The 22986-nt window shown below is 65.1% G+C and carries 26 protein-coding genes and 1 pseudogene; 14 read left to right on the top strand and 13 right to left on the bottom strand.

Annotation, left to right across the window (positions count from 1 at the left end; genetic code table 11):
- Window positions 1–9 precede the first annotated feature (9 nt).
- Complete coding sequence (gene adhE / locus H7J89_RS06390) at window positions 10–2643, top strand: bifunctional acetaldehyde-CoA/alcohol dehydrogenase (RefSeq protein WP_264038008.1); 2634 nt, start codon at window positions 10–12, stop codon at window positions 2641–2643.
- On the opposite strand, the pseudogene H7J89_RS25725 reads toward adhE, so the two are convergent.
- Both H7J89_RS25725 and H7J89_RS06395 read right to left on the bottom strand, forming a co-directional pair.
- Window positions 2628–2761 (bottom strand): annotated as a pseudogene (locus tag H7J89_RS25725) (LLM class F420-dependent oxidoreductase); the annotation flags it as partial. The gene adhE and the pseudogene H7J89_RS25725 sit on opposite strands and share 16 nt — an antisense overlap.
- A 100-nt stretch (window positions 2762–2861) precedes the next feature.
- Window positions 2862–3551, bottom strand: coding sequence for a sensor domain-containing protein (locus tag H7J89_RS06395; RefSeq protein WP_264038015.1), 690 nt, complete (start codon window positions 3549–3551; stop codon window positions 2862–2864).
- 231 nt (window positions 3552–3782) lie between these two features.
- On the opposite strand from H7J89_RS06395, the gene H7J89_RS06400 reads away from it, so the two are divergent.
- On the top strand, window positions 3783–4565 hold the full coding sequence (locus H7J89_RS06400; protein ID WP_264038021.1) for an enoyl-CoA hydratase/isomerase family protein: 783 nt from the start codon (window positions 3783–3785) through the stop codon (window positions 4563–4565).
- 29 nt (window positions 4566–4594) lie between these two features.
- Entirely contained in the window at window positions 4595–5944 is a 1350-nt protein-coding gene (locus H7J89_RS06405) for an acyl-CoA dehydrogenase family protein (RefSeq protein WP_264038039.1), read from the top strand.
- Here H7J89_RS06405 and H7J89_RS06410 read toward each other — a convergent pair.
- Window positions 5941–6597 (bottom strand): MspA family porin, encoded by a 657-nt coding sequence (locus H7J89_RS06410; RefSeq protein ID WP_264040161.1) that lies wholly within the window; start codon window positions 6595–6597, stop codon window positions 5941–5943. The genes H7J89_RS06405 and H7J89_RS06410 overlap by 4 nt on opposite strands.
- A 245-nt stretch (window positions 6598–6842) precedes the next feature.
- On the opposite strand from H7J89_RS06410, the gene H7J89_RS06415 reads away from it, so the two are divergent.
- Window positions 6843–7070, top strand: a complete 228-nt coding sequence (locus H7J89_RS06415) for a hypothetical protein (protein ID WP_264038049.1) — start codon at window positions 6843–6845, stop codon at window positions 7068–7070.
- Window positions 7071–7082: 12 nt separating this feature from the next.
- On the opposite strand, the gene H7J89_RS06420 is transcribed toward H7J89_RS06415, so the two are convergent.
- Genes H7J89_RS06420 through H7J89_RS06435 form a run of 4 tightly spaced genes read right to left on the bottom strand, consistent with a single transcriptional unit; the run spans window position 7083 to window position 10237 of the window.
- Window positions 7083–8042, bottom strand: a complete 960-nt coding sequence (locus H7J89_RS06420) for a phosphotransferase family protein (protein ID WP_264038057.1) — start codon at window positions 8040–8042, stop codon at window positions 7083–7085.
- Window positions 8043–8843: an SDR family NAD(P)-dependent oxidoreductase gene (locus H7J89_RS06425; RefSeq protein ID WP_264038065.1), complete on the bottom strand. Its 801-nt coding sequence runs from the start codon at window positions 8841–8843 to the stop codon at window positions 8043–8045. It lies immediately after the preceding gene.
- Window positions 8844–8888: 45 nt separating this feature from the next.
- Window positions 8889–9317: a DoxX family protein gene (locus tag H7J89_RS06430; protein WP_372513726.1), complete on the bottom strand. Its 429-nt coding sequence runs from the start codon at window positions 9315–9317 to the stop codon at window positions 8889–8891.
- Window positions 9314–10237 (bottom strand): alpha/beta fold hydrolase, encoded by a 924-nt coding sequence (locus tag H7J89_RS06435; RefSeq protein ID WP_264038070.1) that lies wholly within the window; start codon window positions 10235–10237, stop codon window positions 9314–9316. Before H7J89_RS06435 ends, H7J89_RS06430 begins: the two co-directional genes overlap by 4 nt.
- Before the next feature lie 137 nt (window positions 10238–10374).
- On the opposite strand from H7J89_RS06435, the gene H7J89_RS06440 reads away from it, so the two are divergent.
- Window positions 10375–10770 (top strand): hypothetical protein, encoded by a 396-nt coding sequence (locus H7J89_RS06440; RefSeq protein ID WP_264038071.1) that lies wholly within the window; start codon window positions 10375–10377, stop codon window positions 10768–10770.
- Window positions 10771–10812: 42 nt separating this feature from the next.
- Complete coding sequence (locus tag H7J89_RS06445; protein WP_264038072.1) at window positions 10813–11136, top strand: DMT family transporter; 324 nt, start codon at window positions 10813–10815, stop codon at window positions 11134–11136.
- Window positions 11137–11138: 2 nt separating this feature from the next.
- Here H7J89_RS06445 and H7J89_RS06450 read toward each other — a convergent pair whose 3' ends face one another.
- Complete coding sequence (locus tag H7J89_RS06450) at window positions 11139–11972, bottom strand: alpha/beta fold hydrolase (RefSeq protein WP_264038078.1); 834 nt, start codon at window positions 11970–11972, stop codon at window positions 11139–11141.
- 224 nt (window positions 11973–12196) lie between these two features.
- On the opposite strand from H7J89_RS06450, the gene H7J89_RS06455 reads away from it, so the two are divergent.
- The 6 genes from H7J89_RS06455 to H7J89_RS06480 all read left to right on the top strand — a co-directional run bounded on the left by H7J89_RS06455 (window position 12197) and on the right by H7J89_RS06480 (window position 18467).
- On the top strand, window positions 12197–12814 hold the full coding sequence (locus H7J89_RS06455) for a hypothetical protein (protein WP_264038088.1): 618 nt from the start codon (window positions 12197–12199) through the stop codon (window positions 12812–12814).
- Between the two features lie 94 nt (window positions 12815–12908).
- Window positions 12909–14366 (top strand): hypothetical protein, encoded by a 1458-nt coding sequence (locus H7J89_RS06460; protein WP_264038097.1) that lies wholly within the window; start codon window positions 12909–12911, stop codon window positions 14364–14366.
- A gap of 25 nt (window positions 14367–14391) precedes the next feature.
- On the top strand, window positions 14392–14568 hold the full coding sequence (locus tag H7J89_RS06465; RefSeq protein WP_264038102.1) for a hypothetical protein: 177 nt from the start codon (window positions 14392–14394) through the stop codon (window positions 14566–14568).
- A 15-nt stretch (window positions 14569–14583) separates the two neighbouring features.
- Entirely contained in the window at window positions 14584–15021 is a 438-nt protein-coding gene (locus H7J89_RS06470) for a hypothetical protein (RefSeq protein WP_276041755.1), read from the top strand.
- Between the two features lie 222 nt (window positions 15022–15243).
- Window positions 15244–15642 (top strand): MmpS family transport accessory protein, encoded by a 399-nt coding sequence (locus H7J89_RS06475; protein ID WP_264038119.1) that lies wholly within the window; start codon window positions 15244–15246, stop codon window positions 15640–15642.
- Window positions 15639–18467, top strand: a complete 2829-nt coding sequence (locus H7J89_RS06480; RefSeq protein ID WP_264038127.1) for an MMPL/RND family transporter — start codon at window positions 15639–15641, stop codon at window positions 18465–18467. The genes H7J89_RS06475 and H7J89_RS06480 overlap by 4 nt, the downstream gene beginning before the upstream one ends.
- On the opposite strand, the gene H7J89_RS06485 is transcribed toward H7J89_RS06480, so the two are convergent.
- Window positions 18464–19204, bottom strand: coding sequence for an SDR family NAD(P)-dependent oxidoreductase (locus H7J89_RS06485; protein WP_264038136.1), 741 nt, complete (start codon window positions 19202–19204; stop codon window positions 18464–18466). The genes H7J89_RS06480 and H7J89_RS06485 overlap by 4 nt on opposite strands.
- A gap of 348 nt (window positions 19205–19552) precedes the next feature.
- Window positions 19553–19747 carry a long chain fatty acid-CoA synthetase Faa4p gene (locus tag H7J89_RS06490; RefSeq protein ID WP_264040179.1) on the bottom strand — a complete coding sequence of 65 codons (195 nt, stop codon included), beginning with the start codon at window positions 19745–19747 and terminating at the stop codon, window positions 19553–19555.
- Window positions 19748–19999: 252 nt separating this feature from the next.
- Here H7J89_RS06490 and H7J89_RS06495 point away from each other — a divergent pair, with 252 nt between their 5' ends.
- Window positions 20000–20302 (top strand): Rv1352/Rv1906c domain-containing protein, encoded by a 303-nt coding sequence (locus H7J89_RS06495; protein WP_264038145.1) that lies wholly within the window; start codon window positions 20000–20002, stop codon window positions 20300–20302.
- Here H7J89_RS06495 and H7J89_RS06500 read toward each other — a convergent pair.
- Window positions 20269–20790, bottom strand: a complete 522-nt coding sequence (locus H7J89_RS06500; RefSeq protein ID WP_264038165.1) for a MarR family winged helix-turn-helix transcriptional regulator — start codon at window positions 20788–20790, stop codon at window positions 20269–20271. The genes H7J89_RS06495 and H7J89_RS06500 overlap by 34 nt on opposite strands.
- Before the next feature lie 139 nt (window positions 20791–20929).
- On the opposite strand from H7J89_RS06500, the gene H7J89_RS06505 reads away from it, so the two are divergent.
- Window positions 20930–21874: an NADP-dependent oxidoreductase gene (locus H7J89_RS06505; protein WP_264038169.1), complete on the top strand. Its 945-nt coding sequence runs from the start codon at window positions 20930–20932 to the stop codon at window positions 21872–21874.
- 100 nt (window positions 21875–21974) lie between these two features.
- Here the strand turns inward: H7J89_RS06505 and H7J89_RS25730 are convergent, their stop codons facing one another.
- Both H7J89_RS25730 and H7J89_RS06515 read right to left on the bottom strand, forming a co-directional pair.
- Entirely contained in the window at window positions 21975–22442 is a 468-nt protein-coding gene (locus tag H7J89_RS25730) for a DUF4189 domain-containing protein (RefSeq protein WP_308205087.1), read from the bottom strand.
- Window positions 22443–22533: 91 nt separating this feature from the next.
- Window positions 22534–22794, bottom strand: a complete 261-nt coding sequence (locus tag H7J89_RS06515) for a hypothetical protein (RefSeq protein WP_264038173.1) — start codon at window positions 22792–22794, stop codon at window positions 22534–22536.
- Between the last annotated feature and the right edge of the window lie 192 nt (window positions 22795–22986).

Raw genomic sequence — 22986 nt, forward strand, 5'->3', positions numbered from 1 at the left:
AACCCGATCATGACAACTACCCGAACTCAGACCGCCTCGTCCCTCGAAGCGCCCGCCGTCACAGAACAGCGCATACGCGAACTCGACGCGATCGTCGGCGCGGCTGCCCAGGCGGCCCGCGAATTCCGCAAGCTCGACCAGCAGCAGGTCGACGCGATCGTCGAGGCCATGGTGCGCGCGGGGGTACGCGCCGCCGGGGAACTGGCGAGCATCGCGATCGAGGAGACGGGTTTCGGCGTCTTCGAGGACAAAGTCGTCAAGAACTATGTGGCCACCGAGTTCCTGCACGACTATCTGCGCGGCAAGAAATCGGTGGGAGTCATCGACGAGGACGTCGAACACAACATCGCCCACGTGGCCGAGCCGATCGGGGTCGTGCTGGGCATCACCCCGGTGACCAACCCGACCTCGACGGTGCTGTTCAAGGCGATCGTCGCCGCCAAGACCCGCAACGCGATCCTTTTCCGGCCGTCACCGTATGCGGTGCGCTGCTGCGAACGCAGCCTCGAAATCCTCCGCACCGCGGCCGAAGCGGCCGGGATGCCGCCCGGGGCGCTGCAGGTCATTCCCGATGCCGCACACGAGGTGACGCACTACCTGTTCAAGCACGCCGGAGTCGATTTCATCTGGGTGACGGGCGGACCGAAGATCGTCGCCCTGGCGAATTCGGCCGGAAAGCCCGGGCTGTCCGTCGGTCCCGGCAACGCGCCCATCTACGTTCACAAGACGGCCGACCTGAAAGGCGCGGTCGTTGACATCTTGATCTCGAAAACCTTTGACTCCTCGGTAATTTGCCCCGCCGAGCAAACCTGCATCATCGACGACGAGGTATACGACGAGGTGATCGCCGAGTTCGAGCGGATGGGCGCCCGAGTGCTCACCCCCGGCGAGGCCACGGCGGTGGCGGAGTTCGCCTTCGGCTGCGGCGACAAGATCTCGCACGAGGCGGTTGGGCAGAAAGCATCGGAGCTGGCCGCCCGAGCCGGCTTCAGCGTGTCGCCGACCGTGAAGGTGCTGCTGGCACAGCTACCTGCCGACCTGGACGAACTCGCTTCGCATCCCCTGCTGCAGGAGAAGCTGATGCCGGTGCTCGGCGTGGTGCGCGCACGCGGCGTACAGCACGCCATCGACGTCGCGGTCCTGGTCACCGAGCACGGGGGGCTGGGTCACACGTCGGCGGTGTACGCCAACGACGAGAACGTCATCGAGGCCTACGGTCTGGCGGTTCGCACGGGCCGCATCCTGGTGAACGCGCCCACTGCGGTCGGAGCCCTCGGCGGGGTCTACAACAACCTGACACCGACGTTCTCGCTGGGTTGCGGCACTTGGGGTGGCTCCAGCACGACGGAGAACGTCAACTATCGGCAGCTGCTGAACATCAAGACCGTCTCGCGGCGCCGCACCCCGCCGCAGTGGTTCCGTGTCCCGTCCAACACCTACTTCAACGAAGGCGCACTGGACAACTTGCGCGATCTCGACTGCGAAACCGTCGTGGTGATCACCGACGTCCCGACCGAAGAGCGCGGCGTGGTCGAGGCGCTGCGCGGCAAGTTGCGCGCCCCACACGTGCAGGTGTTCAGCGAGGTGACACCGGAGCCCGACGAGAGGACCATCCGCCGTGGTGTCGCGTTGCTGCAGCGGGTCCAACCCGATCTGCTGGTCGCGGTGGGCGGCGGCTCGGTGCTGGACGCCGGCAAGGCGATCCGCCTGTTCTACGAACACCCGGAGAAGAGCCTCGACGAGTTGACGATGCCGTTCCTCGACCCGCGCAAGCGCGTGGCCGACTATCCGGTCGACCGCCATCGCGTCCAATTGGTTGCTGTCCCAACCACATCGGGTACCGGATCGGAAGTCTCGCCGGCGGCGGTGTTGACGGTGCGCGGAAAGAAGGAGACGCTCGTCGACTACAGCCTGGTGCCTGACCTCGCGGTCGTCGACCCGGTCCTCACCTCGTCAATGCCGCAAACGCTGACCGCCGACACCGGCATCGACGCGCTGACCCATGCGCTGGAGGCGGCCGTCTCGATCTTCGCGTCGCCGTACACGGATGCGTTGTGCGCCCAGGCGGCGCGACTGATCTTCGATGCGTTGCCGAGGGCATACGACGACCCCGACGACCTTTCGGCGCGCACTGACATGTCCAATGCGGCAACCCTTGCCGGGCTTGCCTTTTCGAATGCGTTCGTCGGGACCAATCACGCGCTCGCCCATGCGGTCGGGGCGAGATTCGAGATCCCGCATGGCCGGGCGAACGGTATCTTCCTGCCGCACGTGCTGCGCTACAACGCAAGTCTGCCCAGCAAGTTCATGCCCGCCCCGGGTTATTCGGCCTACGTGGCCCCGGACAAGTACGCACAGCTCGGTCAACTGATCTTCGGCGGCCATGAGCCGAACGAGTGCCGCGACCGGTTGTTTCACGGGGTCGATGATCTGCTGAACCGACTGAATATGCCACGATCGGTGCGCGAGTGCGGCGTCGACGAGGAGCAGTACCTCGAGGCGCTACCCGCGTTGGCGATGACGGCTTTCGAGGACCTCAGCAACCGCACGAACCCGCGGATGCCCTTGGTGAGCGAGATCTCCGCTTTGCTTCGGGTGGCCTTCTACGGCGATGCCGAGGCGCAACCTCAGCCGCGCAGCTGAGGCAGCACGTCACGCTCGTACGCGGCGAAGAATCCGTCCATGTCCGGGCCGACCTGCTGGACACACACCTCGTCGATGTCGGGTCAAGGTACTCCCACACCTTCGCGAAATGGGTGTCCCAACCACCTGGTCTCGCCAAAACCGATATGCTGCAGAAACTTTCGCGCCGAGCCAGGACGGACGGTCACCGAGGTGATTCCCCTCGGCAACTTTCGCTTCTAAGGGATCTTTTTGGCGATCCGTTTGGCGATCTGAGCACCCCGATCGTCGATGTGGTCGGCGCAGGCGCTCACGTCGACGACGATGTTGTTCGCGGTCGTCAACGCGCGCTGGCACGCCCAGCCGTCCGCACCTTCTTCTTGAACCCGAGTGATGGCCAAAACGCCGTCCTCGACGCTGGCCTTACTCAGCGACCAGTAATGGGGGTTCAGGTCGCCCGGGTCATGCAGATCGACACGCCGGTTGTCGCAGTTGGCCCAGCCGGTCACCTGGCTTGCATAGAAGTCATGGGCGGCCAAAGCCCCGGGAAACGCCACCACCGCCTGGTAGGCGATGTGGTCCGCACGATCGCGGTGGTCCTTGAGTTCCTGAACACGCACAGCTGTCCAGCCGCTGCCTTGGTAGGAATACTCCTGCGCTTCGGCCCAGACCAAGCATCCATCCTCGAGGGGACGATTGGTGTACATCGTGTCGGCGGACGCCACGACTTCCATGTGAGCATCCATGACGGAGCCGACATCGCCGGTATCGAGCAGTAGTCCAGATAGTGCGCCGGTCGCCAGTGGCTGCGGGGCATGACCCAACGTCGGAGCCGCAACCACCCTCCCGTCGGTGGTCACGGTGCATCCCGCCGTCAGCGCGGACAGCACCAGGATCGACAGCGCATGCCACTTGCCCGCTGACCTCATCGGCCTATTTCACCGCACCGCCGCATGGTCACCAAGCCTATCCGGGTGCGCGCGAGAATCGCTTCGCCGAGTCGGAGAATAGAGTTCTCCTCGACCGAGAGACGGATTACTATGACCGTGTCCCCGCGCCCGAACGATGGGAGTCGTCATCGACGCCTCGACCCTCGATGCGGTACGCGCGCCGCGCGGCCGCGGCCGCGCCGACGGCGGACTGACCAACATCGAGCGGGTGTGAGCGTGCCGAGCGCGCTGGAGCTCGATCGGCCGTGCGACGGTGTCGTCGTGCTGCGCCTGAACCGCCCCAAGCAGCTCAACGCCATCAACGAGGCGATGCAAACCGAATTGCGTCAGGCGCTGGCCGATTTGGCCACCGACCGCTCAGTGCGTGCGGTGGTGCTGACCGGCGCGGGCCGAGGCTTTTGCGCCGGCATCGACGTGCGGGACTTCGGTCCATCGATGCTGGACGCCACCGCACCCGCGCTGGAGCGGATGCGCTTCCAGGAGCGGATGGCGGGCCTGGTGGAAGCCGTCCGTGCGCTGCCGCAACCCGTGATCGCCGCGGTCAACGGACCCTGCGTCGGGGCCGGCCTCGCGCTATGTCTGGCGGCCGACATCCGAATCTGTTCGCAGAGCGCATCATTCGGCAACGCCGCCATCCTGCTCGGGCTCTCCGGGGCCGAGATGGGCATGAGTTACCACCTGCCGCGCATCGTCGGAACCAGCGTGGCCGCCGACTGGATGCTCACCGGGCGCACCGTGTCGGCGGCCGAAGCCGATCGGCGCGGTCTGGTCAGCGAGGTCGTCGAGCCGGATCGATTGGCGGAGCGGGCCGTCGAGTTGGCGTCGCTGATAGCCGGCCATTCTTCCCTGGGCGCGCAACTGACCAAGCGGGCCCTCCAGGTCAACACCGACGCGGCGAATCTCTCGGCCGCGCTCGAGCTGGAGAACCGCAACCAGGTGATCTCGCACGCCACCGACGAGGCCGCCGAGCGCCGCAAGACGTGGACGTCGTGACGGAGTCAGCAACCTAGAAAGGACGCCGCATGGCGTGGGACTTCTCCACCGATCCCGAGTGGGCACAGCAACTCAAGTGGGTCGAGGACTTCGTGCGCGAGGAGTGCGAACCGATCGACCTGATCGTCAAGGAGTCGCACGACCTCAACGATCCGGTCCGCCAGGCCCTGATCCCGCCGCTGCAGGAGATCGTCAAGGACCGCGGCCTGTGGGCCACCCACCTCGGTCCGCACCTGGGCGGCCCGGGCTACGGTCAGGTGAAACTGGCGCTGCTCAATGAGATTCTGGGTCGGTCGGAATGCGCGCCGATCGTCTTCGGCTCCCACGCTCCCGACTCGGGCAACAGCGAAATCCTGGCGCACTACGGCACCCCGGAGCTCAAGGCCCGCTACCTTGAGCCGCTGCTCGACAATCGGATCGTTTCCTGCTTTTCGATGACCGAGCCGCAGGGCGGTGCCGATCCGAAGGTATTCCGCACCACCGCGGTACCCGACGGGAATCACTGGGTCATCAACGGCGAGAAGTGGTTTTCGTCATTCGCCTCGATGGCTTCTTTCATCATCGTGATGGCCATGACCGACCCCGACGCACCGCCGTATCAGCGCTATTCGATGTTCGTCGTTCCCGGCGATACCCCCGGCATCAACGTGCTGCGCGACGTCGGCCTGGGCTATCAGCCGGTGGGCGGTGGGCGCGAGGGCTATGTCCGCTACGAGAACGTGCGCGTGCCGGCCGATCACATGCTCGGTCCGCGGGGTGGGGCCTTCGTGGTCGCGCAAACCCGCCTGGGCGGCGGGCGGATTCATCACGCGATGCGCACCGTCGGGCTGGTCCGCCGGATCTTCGACATGCTCTGCGAGCGCGCGGTGTCGCGGTACACCCAGGGCGAAGTGCTGTCCAACAAGCAACTCGTTCAGGAGATGATCGCCGACTCGTGGATGGAGATCGAGGCCTTCCGGCTGCTGACCCTGCAAACCGCTTGGAAGATCGACCAATTCAACGATTACAAGGCGGTGCGGGCGGATATCTCGGCGGTCAAGGCGATGATGCAGAAGGTGCTGCACGACGTGTCATCGCGGGCACTGCAACTGCACGGATCACTGGGCACCACGCACGAGATGCCGTTCGTGCAGTACCTGGTGGAGTCGTTCGTGCTGGGGCTTGCCGACGGGCCGACCGAGGTGCACAAGGTGACGCTGGCCCGCTTGCTGTTGAAGGACCGCGAGCCGGCGCCCGACCTGTTTCCGTCCGAGCACCTGCTGCAGTTGCGCGCGGCCGCGGAGGCGAAGTTCGCCGACAGGCTGGCCGGCGTCCCCCGCGGCGTGGCGATCGCTAGCGCGGCGGAGCAGGGCGAAGCGGGTCGCCACCCTCGGCCTTAAACCGATTTGGTCACGCCGACGTACGACAGCACCACGTCGGACAGGTCGGTCATCCGGGTCAGCACCGCATAGGAGCGGATGAACGACTGGCCGACGCACCCATCGATTTTGATGTGGAAGTTGCTGATCATGACCCAGGGATTGGCACCCTTGAACTGTTTCTTGATCACCGGCACGGTGAGGACGAGGCCTGGCTTCATTCCGATGCTCATCACGCCGTTCATCGGAGTCGAAACGAACGGCAGCAGGGGCGGCAATGTACCGGTGGTGTCGAAGGTGGGGCTGACGCCCGGGATGATGCCGGCACCGCCCTCCATGATCACGCCGTTGGAGGTGCTCATATCGATCCCGCAGCCGATCTGATAGCCCACTTCCAGGACGCCATGGGGTTCTTCCGATCCTTTCAGCGAGCCGACGTAGATGCCGCTGGCCATGTATTCGCGCGACGCGACGGAGGTGGTCAGCGGTGCCACCGGAACCTGCGCCTCGTCCTTCGCGCCCAGCCCCAGGGTCCAGCCGTCTGGGGTGTTGAGGATGACGGGGGGATTCGACGGCACCGCCCCCTCGGCCGGTGCCGAAGCTGCAGCGGCAGGCTCGATCTCGGGACTGTCATCGGGATCAGCGGTCGCCGCCGGCGCCGTGACCACGCACATGACGAGGCAAACGGCCACCACCAGCGCGCGACGAACGACCACGGCTACCGGCCTCACGCACGCCAACGTACGCACGTGCCGTTTCGAGTCGCGAATTTGCTGGGCGGCCGATCGAAGTTGTTGTGTCTTTGTGACTCTTATGCGATATGGGCGCCGAAGGTAGAATTGGACCCTGCTAGCCGGCGGTTCAGGCAGACGACGGAAGGGCCGCGACGATGAAACGTAGATTTGCTGCTCTACTTATCGTGGGTTTGACGGCCCTGGCAGCTTTGACGGGCGGCACCGGAATGGCGGTGGGAATAGCGCTCGCGTCTCCCGACCCCGGCCAGGTGGACGACATCCCGACGATCGACGAATGGCAGATCCAGTTCCCGACCACCATGACGAACCCATACGAAGATTCAGTCGGCTCGTCGGGTGACTGGGGCGGCGTGGGAATGTGGTGCCAAAATCTCCACGCCAACTGCAGCTGATCGGGTGCCCCGTTAATCCAGCAGTGACCGCGCCAGATCCAGCAGCCTCGGGAGTGTTGCCGCCATGTCTTCCAATTCCGGCCGTGGTGTGCGCCTGCGCCGATTGTGCTTGACGATCAGCGACCACGTCGCCGCCGACTTGAAGCACGCCAGCGCGCGGAACCAGGCCAAGTCGGTGACGTCGCGGCCCAGCTCTTCCTGGTAGATCTCGGCGAGCTCACCGACGGGCGGCACCATCCCCGCAGGGCCCGAAACACGCCGATACGTGTCCGGGTCGCAATTGATGAGCAACCAGCCGGCGTCGATACGCGGATCACCCACCGACCAGATTTCCCAATCGATCACCGCGTTGATGCGGGAACCGGCGGCCAGCAGATTGCCCAGCCGGAAATCGCCATGCACCACGCTCGGCCTGATAGCCGTTGGCGCGCAACCCAACAGCGCGTCACGCACCGCCGGCCAATCCGGCACCAGCGCCGCGTCGACGGTCCGCAGCGTTTCGGACCACCGCCGGACTTCGGCGCCGGCGTCGACAATCGGTTCACCGCCCAGGCCTAGCTCACTCGGTGACAGACCGTGCAACGCGGCCATGGCCCGGCACGCGTTGCGATACCGATCGGGAAGATCGGGAGATCCGGGACCGCCGTCGAAAAGCGGTTCGACACAGTCGCCTTCCACGCGTGACATCACGAACAACGGCGGCGTGTGCGGCGGTTCTCCCTGGTCCTCCCACAGCACCTCGGGCACCGGAACCCGCGTCCCGGCAAGGGCTTTGACGATGCGTGCCTGCCGGAGCACGTCGCGATGCGCGACGGGCTCGACACCGGGCGGAGCGACCTTGATCACCACCGGTCGGCCATCCAGGGCGCCGCCGAACGTGAGGCTGGAGGCTCCCCCGGACAGCGGCGCGACGCCGGTCACCCCGGCGCCGCCCAGTCGTCGCCGCAACCGGTCCGGCTCGAGCTCGGCCATTCAGCCGGCGGGCTTGGTCCAGCCGACCTCGGCGAGGAAGGGCTGGGTGTGCGCGATGCGCCCGGTCAGGGTCTTCGGGTCACCGGTACACAGCCGATAGGCGGTCTCGGTGATCAGTTCGATGTCCTCGGTGTCGGTCTTGGCCAAGTCGAGGGTGCCGGCTCCCGGCGTGGCCACCGGATTGCTGGGAGCGGCGGCGTTGACGGCGATCCCGTCGTCATACAGCTCGGCCGCAAGGCTTTTCGTCAACCGGTTGAGCGCGGCCTTGACCGTCCCGTAGATCCCGAAGCCCGCGGTGCGGTCGAAGTCGGAGAACGGCGGACCCGGCGGCAGATCGCCGCCCACCGAGGTCAGGTTCAGGATCCAGCCCCGGCCACGCTCGCGCATCGCCGGAATCGCCAGTTGGCTCAGCTGCAGTGGACCGAGAACATGCATCTCCATCATCAGGCGGACCCGCCGTTCGGGAAACGCGTCCAGGGGCCGCAGGAAGGTCACCGCCGCGTTGTTGACCAGGATGTCCGGGGCGCCGACAGCGCCGACCACCTCCGCGAAAAGCCGTTCACGTTCCGTGGACTGGGACAGGTCGGCTTGGACCGCGACGGCCTTCCCGCCGGCGGCCACCAACTCGTCCAGCGTTTGACTCAGCGACCCTTGGTATTTGGGGTCGGGGTCCATCGTGCGGGCGGTCAGCGCGACCGTGGCACCTCGCGCGGCGAGCCGTGCGGCGATCGCCTTGCCCAGCCCCCGGCTGCTGCCGGTGACGAGGGCCACCATCCCTTCGCACCGTCGGTCAACGCCCATCATCGGCCTCCTACGGAAATGGCTTCTCCGTATCAGAGAATGCCATTATCGCCGGTCGAGGGGAAGTGCCGTCCTGCGCAAGGCGTCGATCGAGTAGTTCCCGCCGCCCGTGAACACCAGCAGCAGGAACGCGAAGCAGAACAGGATCGCCAATCCGCCGCCGTTGCCCGCCGGCGGATCGGCGACGGGCCAGGGCGCTTGCGGCTGATGGATCCAGAAATAGGCGACCGCCATCTCCCCCGAGGCCACGAACGCGACGGCCCGGGTGAACAGGCCGGTCGCGATCAGCAGACCCGCGACGACTTCGATCAACCCGGCGTACCAGCCGGGCCAGGAACCAAACTCGACGCGAACGGGCGAAGGGACGGGCCAATCAAACAGGCTCCTCGAGCCGTACGCGGCGAACAACAGTCCGTACACGACCCGAAACACACTCAGCACGGCCGGGGCGTAGCGGCTCAGATCCTTTGTCACGATCCAGAGATTACGGTCGCGGTCCAGTCGAGCAGGCGCCGCCAGAGCCGATGCCGGCCCGACGCCATGTTGTGGCAGTGCGCGCTGTCGCCCAGCACCAGGGTGGTGATGTCCGGACAGCTGCGATAGAGACCGCCCTCGGCGCGTGGCTCCGGTGAGACGTCGACGATGCCGTATCCGAGCAACACGGGGACGTCGATCAGCGCGGCGTGTTCAGCGACGACCCCGGGGATCATGGCGGTGCCGAACACGCGCGGCACCATTGATTTCGCGACGACGCAGTCCGCGGCCACGACGTCGGCCGGGACATCGGCAAGGTGGAACCAACTCTGCAAGTGCTCGCGCGGACCCTCGAAATAGGGCTGCGTCAGGGCGGACAGGATCTCCCGGGCGAGCTCGGCGCGTCCCTGTGCGGTTGCCGACCGGGCGATGAATTCCGGATCGAGGTTCAGCGGCGCCACGTGTTGATTGGTGCAGCCGAGCAGGGCCAGTGCGGCGAAGCTGGAGAACAGTGCTTGTTGCGTGATCGCGACGTAGCCGCCGAGGGAATGGGCCATCGCCACGGGGGGTGCTTGGATTCCGGTTACGTCAGGCAACGCGGAGACCGCATGGGCGAGCGCGGCGGCGATGTCGGCAAAGCCGAAATCACGTGCGGGTTGGGAGCTTTCGCCGGTACCCAGGGGGTCGATGGTGACGACGTCGTAGCCGTTCCCGGTGGCGAAATCGGCGAAGCTGTACCCGTGCTGACCGGGGATGCGCAGGTCCCAGTAGTCGCGGCTGTAGGTACCTCCAGGCAGACAGACCAATAGTGCCGGCGCCTCCGCACCGGTGCGCGCGGGATAGTACGTCGCCGCCAGCGACGCTTCCTCGCCGATCACGTCGCCGACATCGAACTGCAACGGCCGCGCGGGAGAGTTCATCGGGCACCCATGTCGTGTGTCCTCCTCTGGATGGCAGCCGAACGGACCATGTTCGCGGTCGCACCATTTGTACCGGCCTAGCGTCATAATCGCCTATATCGGGCGGTTGAGACGTGGGCTCGTGGAATGGATTAGTGATGGCCGAAACTTTCCCCGGTGGGCAATCGAGTCCTTCGGGACGAGCCGCGAAGATCGGGCAGCGGGTGAAGGAACTCAGCCAGCGAAGGGCAGAGTTGGCGGCGGGCGAGCGCCCGTCACCGGAGTCCGTGGATTCAGCGCGCCGCCGTGCTGAAGAATCCCTGCACCGTGCGCAAGAAGCTCACCACGCTGCCGCGCAGCGGCACGAAGAGTTGGCGCGCGTGCATGAGCAGACGGCGAACAACTATCAACGCGCCGCAATGCAAGGACTTGGGCCCACCGCTCGATTGCAACAAGCGGCCGACGAGCACTGGCAGGCCGCACACGATGGCCATTTAGAGGCCGCGGAGGACGAAGCGAAGGCCCACAACCCCAAGGAATCCTCCTCGGGTTAGTTTCCACCTGCCGTCCGCCCGCCGCTCACCCAAGGAGATTTCGTGACGTATGCCCTACTTCTCTGCGCCATTCTTGCGGAAGTAGCCGCGACCAGCCTGCTCAAAAGCACGGAAGGCTTCACCCGACTCTGGCCGACGGTCATCTGCCTGACGGGTTACGCAATCTCATTTGCGCTGCTGGCGCTGTCGATCTCGCGCGGCATGCAAACGGACGTCGCCTACGCGCTGTGGTCGGCAATCGGTACGGCCCTGATCGTGCTGATCGCCGTCCTGTTTCTCGGCTCGACGATCTCGGTCGCCAAGATCATCGGGGTCGGGCTGATCGTCGCCGGCGTGGTGACGCTGAATCTGTCCGGCGCACACTGACGCTAGGCGCGGGCCGTCAGCGGTGCACTCAGCAGACTGACGAGCGCGGTGGTCACCTCGTCGGGGCGTTCCTCCATGACGTAGTGGTCGGCGCCGCGCAGCCGAACCAGCGTGGCGCGCGGAATGGACTCGGCCAATTCGCGCGCGGTGCTGAACGGGATATATGGATCGCGGTCACCCCAGATGACGGCCACCGGGCAACGTATCGTCCCGAGTCCCTCCGCGAGCCACGGGACGACGGGCACCGGATAGTGAGCGAAGAAGTTCCAGAAGCTGCGCTTTCCCTCCGGCGAATTCATCCAGCCCAGATACTCGGCTTCCAGCGCGGTGTCGAAACAGCCGAGTCTTCGGTAGCGGGCCAGAGCCAAATGGTGCAGCGTGGCCAACGGAAGATGTTGTGCGGCACGTGATGCCGGCGGGTGGGTAGCGATCCAGTGTTGACCCCGCGAGAAGCGGTAGAACCATGGGCGAAAGATGCCATGTGCGCGGGTGTTCAACAGAGCGAGTCGCAGCACCCGCTCGGGATGGCGGATGGCATAGCCGAGTCCGATGAGGCCGCCGTAGTCGTGGGCGCACAGGTTGAAACGTTGCCACCCCAACTCCGCCACGAATCGTTCGATCCGCTCCACCTCGTTGTCGTAGGTGGGTGCGGTCGCCGGCGGCGCGGACCGGCCGAAGCCGGGCCAGTCCGGCGCCACGACATGGTGGCTGCCGGACAGCGCCCTGATCTGATGGCGCCAGCAGGACGCGCTCTGAGGATAGCCATGCAGCAGCAGCACCGGCTCGCCGGTGCCGGCGGCCTCGCCGAACACGTTGCATCCGTCGACACTCCACATGGTCGAAACATATTCGGGTCCTTGGTCGCGCTACCCCTCCGTTTGAGACACACGGCGCTCCATTCCCGCCACCGTCAGCTCTGCTGCCCCGGGACTGCCAGGGAAATTTTCATCGGATCGCGCGATCACTGAGTACTGCGATGACATCTGGAACGTGTGGCCGCTGACCGTCAAGATGTGAGAAAGCGGCTGATAATCGCCGCGCCCGGGCCTAGGATCTCGCCATGTCGATTCTGGGCAATGCAACGGTCGTCCTCGCGCGCCTGACCAGGTCGACCTCCAACGCGTTGCGCGTCGAGCTCGCGACCCCCGATGGCACCGAACTGGCGCGTGCCCAGCAAAAGGGCGGTGCCGCAGTGCTATTCGGCTTTAAGAACGGGGGCAAAAGCGAGTACACGCTGTCCGCGGCCAGCGGTGACGAACTCAGGATCGCGGTGGCCGGAACGACCACCATCTCCAACCGCGGCACCCCGGTGGGAAAAATCGTCCCCGCCGACGGCGCGGCCCGCCTGGAAGACGGTGGCGGCACCGTGCTGGCGGTGGTGCGGCCGCACACCGGACACAAGGCGGACAGCGCCTGGCATCATCGCTTGTTGTCGCCTTCCGGCGAGGCGCTCGGCGTCCTCACCCTGATGACCGTTCACACCGGCTGGAGCGACGTCGAATCCGAAGCCATTCAGTTGCTGACCAACCACAACGTCGCGACCCTGAAGGCACCGTCGGCGGGCGCGATGCTCACCCTCGCCGCGCCGGCCGACCCACGCCTTGGTGACATCCTGGCCGCGGCGTACGTTGACTTCTCGGTGCTCCCCCGCGGGTACATCGACCAAAGCCAGACCTAGTCATAGCCCGGGTCGGCTTTCCCGCGGGGGTCGGCAGTGGACGTTTTCAAGGTCCACCGCAAGGATCGACACCGTGACCCCTGGCAGGAGGAAAGTGACCCGACGATTCCGTGGGCTTGTACTGGCCCCGCTGACCGCGATGCTGGCGGTGCTGCTCGCGCCGTCCGCCTCGGCGGACACCTACACAGATCAGCTGGTGGGCAAGTTCAACGCCCAGACCCACGTGGTGGCCGACCCCGGGGCGAATCCGCCGTTGCGGGACCCGGACAGGCTGAACGACCAGATCCTCGCCAGCCGCTGGACGTGGAGTTCCACGCCACCGATCTGGGTGGCGGCGGTGGTGCCCAGCCAGACCGGTGTGACCACCCCGGATGCCATCCACAACGTGATCCTCGGACGCAATCCCGCGTTCAGCGGGATCATTCTGGTCATCGACTCCAAGGGCTATCACGTGCGCGCCTACAACGTGCCCAAGGCGATCGCCGACAGCGTCGATCCGTTCCTGAGCCAGTCGGCCAGGAGCCACCGGAACGACCCGCAGGGCGCGACGAGTGAATTCGTCAGCAAATTGACCAGGTTGGACGTGTCCTCCGGGGGACCGGCGTCCACCACCTCCCCCGTTGTGCACAAGAACCCCGACCGCTGGGCATGGCTGTGGACCATGCTTGTCTTCATTGCCGTCGCATTGAGCGTGGTCGCCTTGATCTCATTCGCTGTCGGCCGAAATCGCAAGCGCCGCAAGGCTGCACAGGAGCGCGAGCAGATCAAACAGGAATTGATCGCCGCCGAATCCGGTGTCGGGGACATCGACAACGCGGTGCTCACCGACAGCGATACTGACGTCAGCGCAGAGTCGACCAAGGCCAACGCCAGCCTCTACGACGCCCGAAAGGCCTATGAGACAGGCGACTACGGCGCGGCGAGGGCGCACCTCCGAGTAGTGGAGTCCACGGTGGCCAGGGCCTACCAGAAGCTCGGACGCCCCGCGCCCAATGTCGGCGCTGTCGACTCGGTACCCGAGGACGAGCGCAAGCAGGCCTCGGTGCGGGCGAAGAATCCCGACACCGGTGAGTACGTGACGATCAACAACAACAACTACAGCACCACCCCGCAGCCCGGCTATCCGCACTACTACGGGGGTGGCTACTACAACGGAATGTTCTTCTACCCCGGCTATTACCCGTACGCGTTCTGGGGCGCGGGTTGGGGTTGGGCGCTCACCGACGTCCTACTGATGGATGCGCTGCTGGACGACCATTGGGGCGGCAGCTATGACCGCGGCTTCGACGCCGGCCGCGACTCGGCGTATGCGGACACCAACTATGACGGCGGCCAAACCGCCGGCTACGACAGTCAGCAAGGCGACGTCGGGTTCAGCGGCGGCTATGATTCCGGCGGCGACACCGGCTTCGCGGGCGGCGACGCTTCGTACTCCGGCGGTGGCGACTCGGACTTCGGCGGCGGCTGGGACTCCGGCGGCGGATCCGACTTCGGCGGCTCCGATTTCGGCGGCGGTGGGTCGGACTCCAGCGGTGGCGACTTCGGGTTCTGATGCCCCAGACGTAAGGTTTCCATCGATGAGTACCGACAAGATCAACCGCGGCATCCTGCTCGCCATGGCGGCGATCGGGGCAATCGCTTACGCGTTGCTCTACCCGCACGCCTCAATCGTCTTCAAGGTTCTGGTGCCGCTTGGCCTGGTCGTCCTGTTGGGGCAGATCGTCCGCGACGTCGTGAACGCCCGGAAGCGGTGACTCAGAAGGAGTTCGATGGTGACTGAGGGTCTATTCGGTCTGCTGACCGTCGTCGCATTAGGGCTGGCGTTGACGCTGGCCGCCATCGCCACCGTGTTCGTACGGCGAATGGAGAGGCGGCCAACCGCCCCGATAAGCGAGGAAATCGGGAGCGCCAAAGAGGTGGTGCGCAAACTGCGCAAACGCGAACCGATGTCGCCGGAGGAATTGGATTACGCGAAGCAAATCGTCGCCGATCGCAGTTCCTTCATGGCGCTTTGCATCCCCGGCACGTTGTTCATGCTGGGCTGCTTTTACGTATTCGGCAGCCTTTATCACCTGCACGGGGCGACGCCGTCCGAGCGAACATTCCTCGGGGTGATCCCCATGCTGACCTCGACGAACTTGGCTCTTCGCATGCTCGGTAGCGCACGGTTGAAGAGGCGCCTGCGCAGCGCGTCCACCGCATCGTGAGGGGGGTGCGCATGACGAGGTCCGGGACACCGAGATCGCGCCTGCGGGCCGCTTGCAGTAGTCTCTTTACCGTGACATATCAACCAGATTGATATACCACCTGGTCTTGCCGCACGCGCACGGCGGTCGGGGGATGGAACGAACACAAGGTCAGGAGGGGTTCGGGGAGATGAACGAGTGAGTCCTCGTTCAGTCAGCAGGACTGTCTTGGAGCGAGCCTGGATGCCGCTGGTCACCGTGGTCGCGGTCGGTGTCGGTCTGCTCTGCATGTACAAGGTGCACCAATTCTCCGAACCCGAGCCGGTCATCACCGTCAATGGCCCGCAGGCTCCCGAGCAGTTCAACCTCAAACGGATCACCTATGAGGTGTTCGGCTCCGCCACGCAGGGCGGGAAACTCGTCTACATCGACATCGACGGCCATCCGCATCAGGTTGAAATCACAACTCTGCCGTGGTCCCACACTGAGACGACCACGCTCTCGGTAGCGTCCGGCAGCATCTCGGTGCATGTCCACGGCGGTCAGGTGGGTTGCCGAATGCTCGTGGACGGCGTGATCCGTGACGAACAGTCGGACGACCATCAGGACGCCGACGTCGAGTGCAGGGTCAAGTCGGCATGAGCGAGCACCGTTTCGACGAGCCCCGGGTCAAGCGCCCGTTCATCCCCAGGATGGTCCGGGCTTTCGCGATACCGATCATCCTGTTTTGGGGCCTGCTCGCGGTCAGTACGAACACCTTTATGCCCCAAGTGGAACGGGTCGCTGAAGAACTCGCCGGACCGATGGTCCCGCACTATGCGCCCTCACAACGGGCGCTGCTGCACATCGGCGAAAAGTTCCGCGAATCCAACTCGACCAACTTGACCATGGTGGTGTTCGAGGCGAACCGACCGCTGGGAGACCAGGATCACCGGTACTACGACGATCTGATGCGCCGTCTGCAGCACGACACCCGGCACGTGCAATACGTGATGGACCTGTGGGGCAAGCCGTTCACCGCGGCGGGTGCACAGAGCGTGGACGGCAAGTGCACTTACGTGCTGTTGCGTCTCGCCGGCGACATCGGCCAGATTCAAGCCAACCAATCCGTGGACGCCGTCCGCGACATCATCAAGAAGGACCCGCCGCCGCCCGGCCTCAAGGTCTACGTCAGCGGCGCGGCTCCGCTGGCCTCGGACACGCTGGCCATCGCCAATGCCAGCCTCAACAACGTCACGATCGTCACCATCTGCCTCATCGTGGTGATGTTGCTGCTGGTGTATCGCGCGCCTTCAACCTTGTTGGTGCCTTTGCTCGGCGTGCTCATCGAAATGCTCGTCGCCAAGGGCGTCGTGTCCACGCTCGGCCACCTCGGGTACATCGAACTCTCGTCGTTCGCGGTGAACATCGTCATCGCGCTAACCCTGGGAGCGGGAACCGATTACGGCATCTTCTTGATGGGCCGGTATCACGAGGCTCGACAGGCGGGCGAAAGCCGGGAGGACAGCTTCTACATCGCGTACAAGGGTGTCGCGCCCATCATCATCGGCTCCGGCCTGACGATCGCGGGCGCATGTTATTGCTTGACCTTCGCGCGCCTTAACTACTTCCACACCATGGGGCCGGCCGTCGCGATCACCATGCTGTTCACCATCGCCGCGGCGATGACGCTGGGCCCCGCGGCGCTGACCGTCGGCAGCCTCTTCGGGATGTTCGACCCGAGGACCAACGCCAAGGGATACCTGTATCGGCGCATCGGCGCGAGCGTGGTGCGGTGGCCGGTGCCCATCCTGGTTGCCAGTTCCGCCGTCGTCATGCTCGGCGCGATCTTCGTGCCGACGTACCGGCAGAACTACGACGATCGGCAATACCAGCCGGCCAGTGCGCCCGCCAATCTCGGCTTCCAAGCGGCGGATCGGCACTTCCCCAAGAGCAAGCTGTTCTCCGAGATGCTGATGGTCGAAACCGATCACGACATGCGCAACTCGGCCGACTTCATCTCGCTGGACCGCGTCGCGCGGGCGCTGATTCGCCTGCACGGTGTGGCGATGGTGCAAGGCATGACGCGGCCCCTGGGCCGGGCGCTCGAGCACGCCAGCATTCCGTACCTATTCACCACGCAGGGCAGCGGCAATGGCCAACAACTGCCATTCAACAGGGAGCAAAACGCCAACACCGACGCGCAGGCCGATATCCAGGCGCACTCGGTCGCGGTGTTGCGCAAAGAGATCGGCTTCTTCCAGAAGGTGTCCGACGAACTGCACCAAACGGTTCTCACTGTGACCGACCTGCAGAGGGTCAGCGACGACATCAGGGACGAGGTCTCGAACGTCGACGACTTCTTCCGCCCGATCAAGAGCTACTTCTATTGGGAGAGACACTGTTTCGACATCCCCATCTGCTGGACGTTTCGTTCGCTGTTCGAGACGATCGATCAAATCGACAAGCTGGCCGACGACATCGCGGACGCGAGGGTGTCCCTCGAGGAGGTGGACAAGGCCTTCCCGCAGATCATCGCCCAACTGAAAGCCACCGCCGACGACACCGAGGCGCTGCAGTCGAAGTTGGTCAACAGTTACGGATCCGCCGATCTGCAAACCGTCCAAACGGAGCAGACTTTCGATGATCTGATCAACGTCGGGAACGACTTCGACAAGTCCCGCAGCGACGACTTCTTCTACATCCCGCACGAGGGCTTCGACAACGAGGACGTCAAGACGGGGATGAAGTTGATGATGTCGCCGGACGGCAAGGCGGCCCGGTTCATCGTCACCCACGAGGGCGACGCGATGGGCCCCGAAGGTGTGGAACACGTCGAACAGTTCCCTGAGGCGATAAAGACGATCCTGAAAGAGACGTCGTTGGCCGGCGCGAGGATTTACATCGGCGGCTCGGGGTCCAACGACAAGGACATCAAGGAATACGCGATGTCGGATCTCATGATCGCGGCGATCGCCGCCTTCGTGCTGATCTTCTTGATCATGATGTTCATCACGCGAAGCCTGGTGGCGGCCTTGGTGATTCCCGGCACCGTGGCGTTTTCCTACGCCGGCGCGTTCGGCCTGTCCATACTTGTCTGGCAGCACCTGATCGGACTGCACCTGCACTGGCTCGTCCTACCGCTGACGTTCATCATCCTGGTGGCGGTCGGGTCGGACTATAACCTGCTGCTGATCAACAGGGTCAAAGAGGAACTGCACGGCGGAATCCACACCGGTCTCATCCGCGCGCTCGGCAGCACGGGCGGTGTGGTGACATCCGCGGGCCTGGTCTTCGCCTTCACCATGCTGGCGATGCTCACCAGCGACCTCAGGACGATCGGCCAGGTGGGTTCGACCGTGTGCATCGGACTGCTGCTCGACACGCTGATCGTGCGTTCGTTCGTCGTACCGTGCATCCTGCGAATCCTTGGGCCGTGGTTCTGGTGGCCGACCCTGGTCCGCGCCCGTCCGGCGGTCGCGCGCTAGCCGGCGCCCTTGCCGTTGTCGACGCGATAGACGGCGCCATGCACCGCGGCGGCGGCATCGCTGGCCAGGAAGGCGATCACGTTCGCTACATCGAGGGGCTGCATCATGCCGCGTGGGGAGGCGGTGCGCATGATCAGGTCGTAGTTAGGGTTGTCCGGCGCACTGAAATGTTCGATCTGCGGCGTGAGCATCCCACCCGGGCATATTGCGTTGACGCGCAAGCGATCCGCGGTGTACTCCACCGCCAGAGCGCGGGTCAGTCCGATCAGGCCGTGCTTGGCGGCGCAGTAGCCCGCTGAGTACGCCTGGCCCTCGACGCCGGCGATGGAGCCCACGTTGACGATGTTGCCGCCCCGCTCCAGCAGGTGCGGCAACGCGGCCCGGCACAGGTAGAAGGGACCGTTCAGATTCACCGCAAGATCGTGCCCCCAGTCCTCATCGGTCATCGACTCCGTCCGACGCATCTGGTGGTGACCGGCGACGTTGACCAGGACGTCGAGTCCGCCCAGCTCGCGTACGCACTGCTCGACCGCGTCGCGGCAGGCCTGCGCAGAGGAAACGTCGACCGGTGCGTAAGAACCATGTTGGATGTCGGCGAATACCTCGGCCAAGCGTGCGGTATCCCGGCCGATGCCGTAAACCGTTGCGCCCTCGCGGGAGAACAGCCGGGCCGTCTCGGCGCCGAGGCCCGACGACGCTCCGGTCACCAGGGCGACCTTGCCCTCTAGCGTTGACATATCAGTCCGTGTCGCTCAATACCGCATCCGCGCAACGCCACCCCGCAGCAGCCCGAGGGGAGTAACGAATCTTGGCCCCCACACGGTCATCGCACGGCGTGCGGTCAACAACACGAGCAGACTGAGCGCGAGCCGCCCCAGGGCCACCCGGCTCGTTCGCCTTCTCCATGTTGGCGGCCTCGCCCCCGCGCGTCGGCCGAAGCAATAGCCGACACACATCGCCATCGTCAACGCGGCGACCGCCGCGAGCACCGTCATGATGATGAGCGTTGTGCGTCACCGTCGCGGCGCGATCACGCGCGGGATACGCCTTGGCCAAAATTAATGAGGCCAGGGCCGGGTCCGCCGCTAATCGGTCTCGCTGACGACATAAACGGCGACATAGCCGATGGGGATGCCGGTCCAGGTCGCAATGCATTCGCGGGCCGCCAGTTCCACCGCACCGCGGCGGACGGTCCGCGTGATCCTGCTGATCTCGGGAATCCGGATGATCCACCCGTCAGCGTCACGAGTGATCTCGATATCGAAGCACTGGCCGACCATGGGGCACTTCACACGGGGAGCGGCCCGATGTGCACGGGCGCTGCGCAGTGATTGTCGGCGCAGCAGGGTGGGCTGAATGGGCATGGCTGCTTTCGGAGAGTCGCAATCAGAACCGCGGGCAAGAGTAATGCGCATTCAGACGAAAACCTAATCGGCCAGTCAGACTGGCACGCAACTGATGCGCACTCTCCACCAAGTCGTCGCCGGGACTTAATGTTTGTGTTTATGCGACTGGTCCGGGCGCCTGAACGCATGGCGAGTGTCGTGTCCGCGTTGATCATCGGCAGTCTTGCCGCCCCGTCGGCGCACGCGGATGGCGGCTATGGGCCCGGCTCCTACGCGGTGCCCGCCCAACTCCCCCATGGCACCTACGTCGCCCATGCCGAACCCGGCGACTACCGAGCGGCCTGTGTCTTCACGACATGGACCAGCGATGGAAGACTGATCAACTCCGACAGCGGGATTCAAACTACCCCGGTCACAGCGAACCTCTCGGCGCCCGCGGTGGCGAAGTTCATTACTCACGGCTGCACACCGTGGACGAAGGTCGGATGAGATCCGCGCCGGCGTTTGCGCGAGGCGGCCGAGCGCCCGGGTCGGGCACGCATGTGATCCCTGGCGCGACCCATGATGTCGCCGAGCGCGCGCACGTCCTCGCCGGAAAGCGCATCGAATAGCAGGTCGCGAACGACGTCGATGTGGCCCGGCAGGACTTTGGCGAGCCGCGCGTGGCCGGCCTCCGTGATGCGGACGACCGTGGCGCGCTGATCAGCGTCGCTGGCTTCGCGAGCGATGAGGCCCGCTTCCTCCAGCAGGCCCGCCTGATGGGTCAGGCCGCTGCGGCTGTAGACCACGCCGTCGGCCAGCTCGGTCATGGTCAACCGGCGCTCGGCATCGGCGAGTTTCGCCAAGATCTCGAACTGCACATAGCTGAGATCGCCCTCCGAACGTAACTGTCGCTGCACGGCGTACTGCAGCAGGCTGACACCCTCCATCAGGGCGAAGTACGTGCGCATCTGCTGAGGCTTGAGCGACTCCGTCATGCCGCGATCATAATGCTTCGAATTTGAAGCAATGTGGCGATCGTCACCCGGGATGTCGGAATCACTTCGACTTCGAAGCAAGTTGTGCGGGGTGGTAACTGCTTCGAAATCGAAGCACCTAGCGGAAACGGAGGAGATTATGAAGGCTGTGCAGTATCACCGTTACGGCGGCGGCGACGTTCTGCGGTATGAGGAGGTTCAGCGGCCGGCGCCCGGCCCGGGCCAGGTCCTGGTGAAGGTGGCCGCCACCTCGTTCAACCCGGTCGATGCCGGCATCCGCGGCGGCTACCTGTCCGAGGTGTACGCCATCTCCTTTCCCCACACCCCGGGCGTCGACGTTGCGGGAACCATCGCCGGACTCGGCGAGGGGGTGACCGGCTGGAAGGTTGGCGACGCCGTCGTCGGGATGCTTCCACTGGATGCCCCCGGCGCCGCCGCCGAGTACGCGCTCGCACCGGCCGAGGTGCTGACCGCCGCGCCGAAGACGGTGCCGCTGGCCGATGCCTCCGCGTTGCCCACCGTCGGTTTGACGGCTTGGCAGGCGTTGCTCGAGGTCGCCGGGTTGAGGGCGGGTCAGTCCCTCCTGATCAACGGGGCGGGTGGAGCGGTCGGCGGTTACGCGGTTCAACTGGCCAAGCAGGCTGGAGCCGTCGTCACCGCGACCGCGTCGGCCCGCAGTGAGAACCGCCTGCGGCGCCACGGGGCCGACCGGATCATCGACTACATCGACTACGCGCCCGCGCCGCTCGCCGTCGCCGGGGCGCCCTTCGACGTGGTGCTGAATCTGGTCGGTACCTCACCGGAGCAGACCGCGGCCCTCGTCGGCCTGGTCGCCGACGGTGGGTTTTATCTCGGCACCATGACATCGGGAGAACAGGACCCCGCACGGCGGGTGCGGGCGCAGCGCGTTTTCGTCCGCAGCGACGCTGCGCAGCTGGCCGAACTCGTCAGCCGGGTGGACGCCGGGCAATTGGTGATCGACGTCGCCGACCGCCGTCCGCTGACCGAAGTCGCCGCCGTGCACGATGACTCCGATGGCAATCGACTGCCGGGAAAGACCATCCTCGTTCCTGCGAGCGAGTGACGCTCGGCCACAACCGGATACGTGAGACGAGCTGTCCCGCCGGCAACCCGCCGGCGGGACAGCTTTCGGCACGGAACGGGAGCTCGGATGACCTCGTCGTTTAGGGCCATCGGGTAGCCGGGCCGCCCCAGTGTGGCTGGCACACCCAGTTGACGATCTTTCCGCTGGGCAACGCGTTCAAGGCGTCAGCCTCCGCCGCTTGACGGGATAGGCCCGATCCCCCAAGGTATCTCAGACCGTCGTAGGCGACCGCGCCACATACGATAAAACCGACGATCACTTGACAATTCTCGTCACCACACTGCTCCAATGCGACTTGGTTGGCTAACGCCTGAGACGTGTAGCCGGAAGATCTACCCCACGCGCCGCTTGGGGCATAGGCAATCGCGCCATAGTGCATCGTATGAGGGACGGGCGCCTGGGGTTCCATACCCATCGCGGACAGCACAGCATCGTCGATATTGGCGCCTACCTGCGGAACCAGCGGAAGCGCCACGATCATCAGCCCCGCTGTAATCCCTACGCTCCCGCCCGCAAGGGCAATTCGGTGCCAGCGCTTCGTAATCATTTCCGAACCCCTTTCTGAGGTCTGTGAGGCAGTGGTCAGAAAAATCAGATAGGTTGAGCACCAACAGTTTTCGATCTACAGGTGCGCCGCGCTACGGGTGGGGCGTCGGCCGCGGTGTCGGGGTAGCCCCTTGTCCGGGAGCCATCGATCCTCCCGGGCCCATCATTCCGGGCCCCATGCCTCCACCGGATCCCATCATCGGGCAGGTAGCGTCACGGCCTCCGTTGGATACCCCGTGCCCGCCATAGGTTCCGTCCGACGCCCGGCCGAGAAAGAACCCGGAGAAAAAGATCACGGCCACGATGAAGACGACGCCGGCGGCGATGCCCACCAGGGCCCAAAGATGATCCACCCAACTAGACCGATTAGATCGATCAGAGTGCAGGTGCTGCGCTGGCCCGGTGGGCGGTTCGGTGGATTTTTGCGCTTCGGTCATTCTCGAATGGTGCGACCGTATACCCTTCGGGGGTAGGGTCTAAAGTCCCCTAGCCACGCCGCTGCCGGACCACCTCATTACGCCGCTCCCGTTGGATGCCCCCCGCGC

This window comes from Mycobacterium paraffinicum, from assembly GCF_025822865.1.
Lineage (GTDB): Bacteria > Actinomycetota > Actinomycetes > Mycobacteriales > Mycobacteriaceae > Mycobacterium > Mycobacterium paraffinicum.

Coding starts and splice junctions, on each gene's coding strand:
- adhE (WP_264038008.1), top strand. CDS start 10: ATGACAACTACCCGAACTCAGACCGCCTCGTCCCTCGAAGCGCCCGCC.
- H7J89_RS06480 (WP_264038127.1), top strand. CDS start 15,639: ATGAGCGAGCACCGTTTCGACGAGCCCCGGGTCAAGCGCCCGTTCATC.
- H7J89_RS06440 (WP_264038071.1), top strand. CDS start 10,375: ATGGCCGAAACTTTCCCCGGTGGGCAATCGAGTCCTTCGGGACGAGCC.
- H7J89_RS06485 (WP_264038136.1), bottom strand. CDS start 19,204: ATGTCAACGCTAGAGGGCAAGGTCGCCCTGGTGACCGGAGCGTCGTCG.
- H7J89_RS25730 (WP_308205087.1), bottom strand. CDS start 22,442: ATGATTACGAAGCGCTGGCACCGAATTGCCCTTGCGGGCGGGAGCGTA.
- H7J89_RS06395 (WP_264038015.1), bottom strand. CDS start 3,551: ATGAGGTCAGCGGGCAAGTGGCATGCGCTGTCGATCCTGGTGCTGTCC.
- H7J89_RS06450 (WP_264038078.1), bottom strand. CDS start 11,972: ATGTGGAGTGTCGACGGATGCAACGTGTTCGGCGAGGCCGCCGGCACC.
- H7J89_RS06505 (WP_264038169.1), top strand. CDS start 20,930: ATGAAGGCTGTGCAGTATCACCGTTACGGCGGCGGCGACGTTCTGCGG.
- H7J89_RS06495 (WP_264038145.1), top strand. CDS start 20,000: ATGGCGAGTGTCGTGTCCGCGTTGATCATCGGCAGTCTTGCCGCCCCG.
- H7J89_RS06475 (WP_264038119.1), top strand. CDS start 15,244: ATGCCGCTGGTCACCGTGGTCGCGGTCGGTGTCGGTCTGCTCTGCATG.
- H7J89_RS06435 (WP_264038070.1), bottom strand. CDS start 10,237: ATGAACTCTCCCGCGCGGCCGTTGCAGTTCGATGTCGGCGACGTGATC.
- H7J89_RS06405 (WP_264038039.1), top strand. CDS start 4,595: ATGGCGTGGGACTTCTCCACCGATCCCGAGTGGGCACAGCAACTCAAG.
- H7J89_RS06420 (WP_264038057.1), bottom strand. CDS start 8,042: ATGGCCGAGCTCGAGCCGGACCGGTTGCGGCGACGACTGGGCGGCGCC.
- H7J89_RS06490 (WP_264040179.1), bottom strand. CDS start 19,747: ATGGTCGGCCAGTGCTTCGATATCGAGATCACTCGTGACGCTGACGGG.
- H7J89_RS06425 (WP_264038065.1), bottom strand. CDS start 8,843: ATGGGCGTTGACCGACGGTGCGAAGGGATGGTGGCCCTCGTCACCGGC.
- H7J89_RS06455 (WP_264038088.1), top strand. CDS start 12,197: ATGTCGATTCTGGGCAATGCAACGGTCGTCCTCGCGCGCCTGACCAGG.
- H7J89_RS06500 (WP_264038165.1), bottom strand. CDS start 20,790: ATGACGGAGTCGCTCAAGCCTCAGCAGATGCGCACGTACTTCGCCCTG.
- H7J89_RS06465 (WP_264038102.1), top strand. CDS start 14,392: ATGAGTACCGACAAGATCAACCGCGGCATCCTGCTCGCCATGGCGGCG.
- H7J89_RS06410 (WP_264040161.1), bottom strand. CDS start 6,597: ATGTGCGTGGTCACGGCGCCGGCGGCGACCGCTGATCCCGATGACAGT.
- H7J89_RS06470 (WP_276041755.1), top strand. CDS start 14,584: ATGGTGACTGAGGGTCTATTCGGTCTGCTGACCGTCGTCGCATTAGGG.